The following is a 7,659-nucleotide window of genomic DNA, read 5'->3' as shown; positions in this document are numbered from 1 at the left end:
TCTCCTACTAAAAATCAAAGAAGCAGGACTTGGAGACACATCGGCGATCGGGGCTTACATTTTCTACAATTTAATCTATGCTATTTCCTCTTATCCTCTAGGATCTTTAGCAGATAGAATTGGCATGAAAAAGATCTTAGTGTCGGGATTAATTCTATTTGCAATAGTTTATGTAGGCATGGCTTATGCCAACAGCAATTCAGCCTTCCTAGTTTTATTCGCTATTTATGGAGTATACGCAGCAGCGACAGAAGGAATTGCCAAAGCGTGGATTACGAATATTTGCCACCCAGATGATACAGCAACAGCGATCGGTACTTATACTGCATTTCAAAGTATTGCTACATTACTCGCGAGTTCTTTCGCTGGACTAATCTGGTTTTATGCTGGTGCATCCACAACATTTTTATTAAGTGGCATTATTGCGTTAGTTGTGGCGATCTATATTTCAAGATTCAGGAACTAGTCATCGAACGACTTGTCGTCGCGCTTGCGCTTCGAGTTCGGTAGAAATTGAAAAAGTGCAATCGATCGCACTAGACGTTTATTCTATTTATTGAGGTCATTGCGATGGTTCATCCTCACCAGCACAGTCATGTTCCTAAAACATATAATCGAGCCTTTTTAATCGGTACGAGTTTGAATATTGGCTTTGTATTAGTTGAAGCTTGGTTTGGATCGATTTCCCATTCATTAGCATTAATAGCAGATGCTGGACATAATCTCAGCGATGTTTTGGGACTATTGTTGGCGTGGGCAGCAAGTTATCTCGTCCAGCGTCCCCCCGATCGCAAGTATACTTACGGACTGCGACGTTCCTCAATTTTGGCAGCCTTACTAAATGCGATTCTGTTACTGTTAGCAATGGGGGGCATTGCTTGGGAAGCAATTCGTCGTTTGTCAGATCCCAGTCCTGTTGCTGGTGGTACGGTGATTTTGGTCGCAGGAATTGGGGTATTAATCAATACTATTACCGCCCTGTTATTTATGTCAGGACGAGAACGCGATCTCAATATTCGTGGTGCATTTCTGCATATGGCGGCTGATGCGCTGGTTTCAGTCGGAGTGGTGTTTGCTGGCATCGCGATTTTGCTGACAGGGTGGCTATGGCTCGATCCAGTTATTAGTTTGATTATCGTTGTGGTAATTGTATTTGGGACTTGGAATTTATTTAGAGAGGCTCTGGATCTAATCTTAGATGGAGTCCCCAAACAGATAGAGCCAATCGCAGTGCGGACTTTCTTGGATGAGTTACCAGGGGTGATACGAGTTCACGATCTGCATATCTGGGCGATGAGCACGACTGAAACCGCTCTCACAGCGCATTTAGTGATGCCGGAAGGATGTATGAGCGATCGATTTCTCACCGATACCTCAGCATCTCTCCACAGTTATTTTGGGATCGACCACTCAACACTACAAATCGAAACAGGTCATCCCGATTATCCCTGTCATTTAGAATCAGAGAGTCATGTTTAGGTAATATCGATGCTTTCTTACTAATGTAACCGCAGGACTGCTCTTAGCTGTGCCGATTGCTGGATTTATCAAACGGATTGCCGATAGATTTAGAAATACTTTGGAATAGACTAATCAGCGGTTTAAATCGTGCGAAATGTGGGTTCTATGATTTGTGTTTCATCCACAAAAATAATGCAATTAAACCGAAATAATTTCCTGAAGTTTCTCATCCAGTCAGAGCCAGGAAAACCAGCAATCGCGAATGGCTTGCGGGCTGCACTATCATTGGGAGTTCCGATGTTAATTGGGCAATTCATCGACCAAAGAGAAAGCGGCTTATTTGTGGGTTTAATCGCTTATTTTGTCAATTTAGCCAACGTTGCTGGCTCTTACCAGATTAAAGCTAGGGCGATGGCGATCGCCACTTTAGGCATCACCATCTCGGTATTTATCGGTACTCTGGTCGCTAGCATCCCCATCTTGGCTGTTATCCTGACATTTTTGTGGGGACTGGCTTCAGGTTTTGCGTCGCTGTACGGTAATACTGGTGCCAATGTCGGATTAGTAGTTGGGACATCCTTTATTTCCGCGATCGCGCTACCAGGAGACTTAAATGTAGCATTGATGCGATCGCTATTATGTCTCATTGCTGGTGGCTGGGCGATGCTACTTTCACTGGGACTGTGGCCGTTCAGACCTTATTACACGCTCAGAATTGTGGTAGCTGAATGTTTCAACGCGCTCTCTGACTATATTAAGACATTTGAAGGTGGATCGGTCACAACTGCAAATATTTTAGACGTTAGAAAAGCATTAGAAACCGCTCGTACTACTTTAGGCACAGCTCGCATTGGACAGTCGGCACAAAGTTGGATGGACGAGCAGCTACTCGTGCTAATTCAGGATGGAGATCGTTTGCTCGGCTCGGTAATTGCCCTCACAGAACTACTCGAAACTCACTCCCACCAACAGCAATATCTATCGGTTCGATACTTAATAGACGATGCCCTCACCCAAATGTCGATCGTGTTTCGATCGATCGCCAAAGTGATATCTGGTAAGTCTGCTAGCATCGATCTCGGTAATCTCAGCCGGATCTATGAGGCGTTGAAAGAACGACAAAATTTGCTGCGGGGTGCGCTAAAACAGTCCAGCGTGGGGATGGAAACAGACTACACACAGCTTGTGGCACTGGGTAGCTTAGTCCGAACGATCGCCAAACCGATCGAGCAACTACAATATACGGCTCAGTCGGCTAAATCGCTGCTAGAACCCAGCAACACCAGTCAACGTCATGCAGAACCGCTACTATTAATTAAAGCCGAACGGCAATCGCTGTTAAGTTTACTCAAGGAAAACTGCACTCTAGAATCGGCCATCTTTCGCCATGCGCTCCGGCTGGGGGTCAGTCTCAGTGTCGGTGTCATCTTGTATAGCATTACCAATTTACCAATGGGGTATTGGATTACGCTTACCACGATGCTAGTCCTCAAGCCGAACTTGGGCGGAACTTTTCAGCGATTTTTTCAGCGAGTTGGTGGGACAATTTTGGGAGCGGTAGTAGCCGCGATTATCTTGGTGGCGATCGCCAGTAAGCCGATTTTAGACATCATTATTGTCATCACAGTATTTTTTGGCGTTGCCCTAATTGGTTTCAACTATGGCTATTCAGTGGTGTCCTTGTCGATATTTATCTTGCTGATTACCGATACCAGTAATTCTACAGGTTGGCAATTTGCTGAGATTCGCGTGTTGAATACTTTAATTGGTGCGGGATTGGCATTCGCAAGTCATTACTTTATCTGGCCGAATTGGGAACGCGACAGGTTTCCCAGCCAACTCGCCACTGCCCTGAGAGAGTCCCAAACCTACTTTAATGATGTCATGTCTGTTTATGAGGGGACAGAGGCGTATGACGCGAGGATTATCGCGCAACGACGACAAACTGGACTGGCGATCGGCAATGCCCAAGCCTCATTCCAAGGATTGCTCCGCGAACCGAAAATGCACCCAGAATTAGTCGAACCAGGGATGACACTACTCGTATATCTAGGACGTTTTACCAGTGCCATCACAGTCTTAGCTGCACATCTCGAACACTTTAAATTGACGGTACCCCTGCCGGAATTAGCAACCTTTGTCCGCCAAATTTCGCTAGTTTTAGAGCAGTTGGCTGATGCAGTCGATCGGGAAATTATCCCACCACCTTTGCCCGATTTGGACACAATGCTGCAAAGAATTCAACCGCATTTACAAGCATTGCGAACAGCCCGAATGAGCGAATTAGAAATCCATAGAGGCAATACATCAACTCGTCAAGCAGTCATCGACTATAGCATTCTCGATTTGGAGATCGACCAAATTGTGCGACGGTTGGCGGCGATGCACTCAGCGATAGTCCGACTAAAACTTGCTGGCAATATTTAAACCAACAGATTACCGATTCTCCAAAAGAGCGACTGGATTCACTCGATCTCCAGAAATCTTTTCTAGGTGATTACCTGGTGGAACAGCTAATTCATCAATGGTAGTAACAAGTCCAATCGATCGGCAAGTATTTAGAGCTAAAATTAAGATAGTTTAGAGTTAGGCACCATGCACGGATTCCAAGACATCTTGATTTATGGACGACAGGCTACTTAAAAAATACCTTGAATACGCCCACACCGAAGAAGCCTATGCAGTTCTCTTTGTGAAGAAGCATCTTGCCCAAGCAAAAGGGCACTGGGTAGATATTGTCGATTGCCGACGCTATGAGATGTCCTCGGATAATTTACATTTCCGATTCGTCGTAGGTAGCCTGTATAAAAAAAGAATACAACCGCAATATACCCCCAAATCCGCGCACACTATTGATGGCAAATTTAATGAGCGCGGGTATTACTTGATGATGCGAGCCATAACGTGGGAAACCGCACACAAAGACATAGAGCAGCAGAAATCCAAGAGCGTGGCAGCGTCGAAATTCAAGATAACAGGTGTCAGCTACGATAAAAATCGAAACAACAAAGACTATTTTCGGGACGACGCACCACCAGAGATAAAGGCACTTGCAAAGAATCTTTACGACCGTACAAACCCACTGTGGGACAAGGCCATGCAATACATTAACGAACCGGATTTTGTTTATGAGGTAAGGCAGGTCTATATTATCTAGCTTAGGCGTTAGATGTCAATATTACTTACTAACTGGTCGATCGCGTAAGTAGTAGATTGCTATGACACGATTGCAATTGCTACTGTCAACTTTTAGATCGAAACCACCGTACAAATAACTTTTCCCCTTCAATCCAGATAAATATCAGTAAACTGCAACCAAAACAGACTCCCAGTTCAAATAAGCTCAAGGGATGAGTCCCAAAAAACGATCGCAATAGTGGAATATAAACCACCGCCAACTGCAATAGTATCGTGCCCAGAATCGCCCACAATAATAGTGGATTGCTAAATGGATTGATTTCGATAACTAGTTTATTCACAGAGCGTACAGCTAAAGCGTGACCCATTTGGGCGATACAGAGAGTAGTAAAGACGATCGTTTTCCAGGTATCGGGATCGCCAGGATAACCGACTGTGTGGGTGCGATCGAAAGCCCATTTCATCAACCCGATCGTGACGATCGCAAATACTAATCCAATCCTAATAATATACGCACCCAAACCCCTGGCAAAAATGCTTTCACTGGGTTGAAATGGTTCTCGCTGCATCACATCTGGCTCCCCTGGTTCCAATGCCAGAGCCAGCGCGGGAATCCCATCGGTGACTAGATTCATCCACAGAATTTGTAAGGGTGAGAGCGGCACACCACCCAAACCTATCAGCGGAGCGGCGGCGATGGTGAGGATTTCACCGATATTACTGCCGAGAATGTATTTGATAAACCTGCGAATATTGGTGTAGACAATCCGCCCTTCTTCAACTGCGGCGACGATCGAACTAAAATTATCATCTAACAGCACCATGTCGCTAGCTTCTTTGCTGACATCAGTACCCGTAATCCCCATTGCTACGCCGATATCTGCCTGTTTCAATGCGGGGGCATCATTCACCCCATCCCCTGTCATCGCGACTAGTTCGCCCTGTTGTTGTAAGGCTTTGACGATGCGTAATTTATGTTCGGGAGCGACACGGGCATAGACACTGACTCGATCGATCGCTTGTCCTAAAGCTGTATCGTCCATCTGCGCGATGTCGTTGCCGCTCACCACTTGGCTATCCGCTGGAGCAATGCCCAAATCGGTAGCAATCGCCCGCGCCGTCAAGGGATGATCGCCTGTAATCATCATCGTCCGAATTCCCGCAGTTTTACAGGTAGCAACAGCAGCACGAACTTCGGGGCGTGGGGCATCGAGCATTCCGACTAAACCGACCCAAATTAGTTCTGATTCGGCGTTATCTGCGTCAGGAAGGTGGGGGAAATAGCGATAGGCGAAACCTAAGACTCTCAGTCCTTGAGTCGCTAGACGGGCGTTTTGGTTGCGGATTGTTTGTCGATCGATCTCTGTCAATTCCACATACCGATCTTCGACGAGAGTATGGGTGGATCGATCGAGGATTGATTCGGGCGAGCCTTTGGCGAATAATAGGTAATATGGGGACTGTTCGCAGATGATGCTCATCCGCTGGCGACCGCTATCGAATGGATATTCTTGGACGCGAGGATAATTCTCGGCGGTTGCTTCAATTCCGGCTTTGTGAGCGAGTACGAGTAAAGCTCCCTCTGTCGGATCTCCCAAAATTTTCCACTGGTTATCGGCATATTGCAACACCGCATCATTGCAGAGAGCGCAGCCCCAGAGTAAGCCTTTTAAAGCTGGATCTGTGAGTGGCTCGATGGGTTTACCATTGAGTTGAAACTCACCATTAGGAATATAGCCCTCGCCCCCAATCTGATATTCAGCCGTTAAGGTAGCCACCTGTTGCACCACCATTTTATTTTGGGTGAGGGTGCCTGTTTTGTCAGAACAAATAATCGTCACCCCGCCGAGGGTTTCTACCGCAGGGAGTTTGCGGATTAGAGCTTGGCGTTTCACCATCCGCTGGGTACCCATTGCGAGGGTGATGGTAATGACGGCGGGTAATCCTTCGGGAACGACTGCTACAGCCACACTTAGGGAGGTTTTGACTAATTCTTTTAAAGTAGTCAGATTGAAGGAGCCTCGGAGCAAGTCGGGCAACATTCCGCCAATAATCGTGAGGGCGACAATTGCTAATGCTCCCATAACTAACACATTTCCCAGATGTGTCAATCTTTGTTGGAGGGAAGTCGGCTGATTTTTGACACCTTGTAATAGCGCGGCAATTTTACCGAGTTCGGTATTCATCCCTGTGGCGGTGACAACTGCAATCCCTCGCCCTGTCGTGATTTCAGTGCCTTGATAGACTAAGTTTACTCGATCGCCCAAAGGTGTATCGGCGGCTAATTCTGTCTCGGCGGTTTTACTACTAGCCGTGGCTTCCCCTGTGAGGGCGGATTCTCGAATTTGGAGTTGTACCGCCTCAAGTAGACGAGCATCTGCGGCGAGTTGATTTCCAGCTTCGAGATGAATCACATCTCCAGGTACTAATTCCCGCCCATCAATTTCACTAATCTTACTGTCACGCAGTACCCTCACCTTGGGTGCAGCCATGCGTTTGAGTGCGGCTAATGCTTGTTCGGCACGACTTTCTTGGAAATAGCCTAAAATCCCATTCAAGATGACGATCGATAGAATTGCGATCGTATCTTTAAATGGCAATCCACTCGTCTTTCCCGCCTGAATTTCTATGAAATCAAAGATACCAGAAACTACCGCCACAACCATCAACATTACCAACATAATATTGGTAAATTGTTCGAGGAGAATCTGCCACCATTGCCGACTAAGCGCAGCGACTAATTCATTTGCGCCAAATTCTTGCTGTCGATCGATTATTTGTCGATCGGTTAAACCTCTTCGATCGTCTGTTTCGAGTTGTGTCAACGTCTGAGCAATAGTCAGCGTCTGCCAAGTAGGTTTTAGCTCGGTAACTACTGGCAGCTTGCTTGTTTTAGGGTGAGTTAATAAGGATAAGGTCATAATTAGGGCTTGCTGAATAAGTCATACGATCGAGTGAGCGAATCTCGAAGCACGCTCACTCGAAGCGCGTCGTCTAGCGACGATCGCCAATGATAATTTTTAGTTAAGCTCAAAGGAGATACAAGCAAGATTTCTAATC

5 protein-coding genes are annotated in these 7,659 nt (G+C 46.2%); 4 read left to right on the top strand and 1 reads right to left on the bottom strand.

The window, feature by feature from the left end:
- From ACEW9J_RS09185 to ACEW9J_RS09170, 4 genes are all read left to right on the top strand, one after another.
- A partial coding sequence (locus ACEW9J_RS09185) for an MFS transporter (protein ID WP_373544831.1) occupies positions 1–466 on the top strand: 466 nt, incomplete at its 5' end.
- Between the two features lie 104 nt (positions 467–570).
- Positions 571–1,479 carry a cation diffusion facilitator family transporter gene (locus ACEW9J_RS09180; RefSeq protein WP_373544830.1) on the top strand — a complete coding sequence of 303 codons (909 nt, stop codon included), beginning with the start codon at positions 571–573 and terminating at the stop codon, positions 1,477–1,479.
- Between the two features lie 174 nt (positions 1,480–1,653).
- Complete coding sequence (locus ACEW9J_RS09175; RefSeq protein WP_373544829.1) at positions 1,654–3,888, top strand: FUSC family protein; 2,235 nt, start codon at positions 1,654–1,656, stop codon at positions 3,886–3,888.
- Positions 3,889–4,084: 196 nt separating this feature from the next.
- Entirely contained in the window at positions 4,085–4,618 is a 534-nt protein-coding gene (locus ACEW9J_RS09170; RefSeq protein ID WP_373544828.1) for a hypothetical protein, read from the top strand.
- Between the two features lie 85 nt (positions 4,619–4,703).
- Here ACEW9J_RS09170 and ACEW9J_RS09165 read toward each other — a convergent pair whose 3' ends face one another.
- Entirely contained in the window at positions 4,704–7,520 is a 2,817-nt protein-coding gene (locus tag ACEW9J_RS09165) for a cation-translocating P-type ATPase (RefSeq protein WP_373544827.1), read from the bottom strand.
- Positions 7,521–7,659: the final 139 nt, after the last annotated feature.

Source organism: Chamaesiphon sp. (assembly GCF_041737865.1).
Taxonomy (GTDB): Bacteria; Cyanobacteriota; Cyanobacteriia; order Cyanobacteriales; family Chamaesiphonaceae; genus Chamaesiphon.
This window is presented reverse-complemented; position numbering and strand designations above follow the sequence as displayed.